The sequence below is a fragment of the Streptomyces bobili genome (assembly GCF_002154575.1).
Classification (GTDB): Bacteria; Actinomycetota; Actinomycetes; order Streptomycetales; family Streptomycetaceae; genus Streptomyces; species Streptomyces bobili.
In genome coordinates, this window is sequence record NZ_MUBA01000346.1 from 1 (window position 1) to 777 (window position 777).

Sequence of the window (777 nt, forward strand, 5' to 3'; positions counted from 1 at the left end):
GAGCGCGGCGTACTCGTCGACGTCCCGGCGGGAGAAGCCCTCGATGGTGGCGATGAGGTCGGCGCCGATGCCCTGCGGCACGAAGTTCACGGCGAGGTTGGTCATCGGGTCGTTGAACCAGGCGCCGCCGTCGGAGGCCATCGGCACCCTGGACATCGACTCCACGCCGCCCGCCAGGACCAGGACCTCCCAGCCCGAACGGACCTTCATGGCGGCCAGGTTGACGGCTTCCAGGCCGGAGGCGCAGAAGCGGTTCTCCTGTACGCCCGCCACGGTGTCCGGCAGTCCGGCGGCGATCGCGGCGATCCTGGCGATGTCGGAGCCCTGGTCGCCGACCGGGCCGACGACGCCGAGCACGATGTCGTCGATGGCGGCCGGGTCCAGGCCGGGGAAGCGCTCGCGCAGCTCGTGGATGAGCCCGACGACGAGGTCGATGGGCTTGGTGCCGTGCAGGGCGCCGCCTGCCTTGCCGCGCCCGCGCGGGGTGCGGATCGCGTCGTAGACGTACGCTTCGGTGCTCACGGGGAGGCCTTTCGGTGAGGGTCGGGGAGCTGGTGTTCTCGGGGTCCGGCGAGCCGGGGCACGTCCCAGTCGCGGGCCACGGCGACGGTGTCGGCGCCTGGCCGCGCGGGCCCGCCGCGCACGGCGGTGGGCGTCGCGGAGAAGCGGGGGGCGGGGGCGGGCTGGGTGATGCCGCCGTGGTCGGTGAAGGTGCCGCGGGCGGCGAGGTGCGGGTGGTGCGGGGCCTCGCGCAGTGACAGCACGGGCGCGACACAG

1 protein-coding gene and 1 pseudogene are annotated in these 777 nt (G+C 74.3%); both read right to left on the bottom strand.

Features of this window, described 5'->3' with window-relative positions; genetic code table 11:
• Nucleotides 1-522, bottom strand: a 522-nt coding sequence (locus tag BZL64_RS25860; protein WP_483025109.1) for a thiolase family protein, incomplete at its 3' end; no start/stop codon positions are given.
• Nucleotides 519-777, bottom strand: a pseudogene (locus tag BZL64_RS25865) (CoA transferase); the annotation flags it as partial. The gene BZL64_RS25860 and the pseudogene BZL64_RS25865, both read right to left, overlap by 4 nt.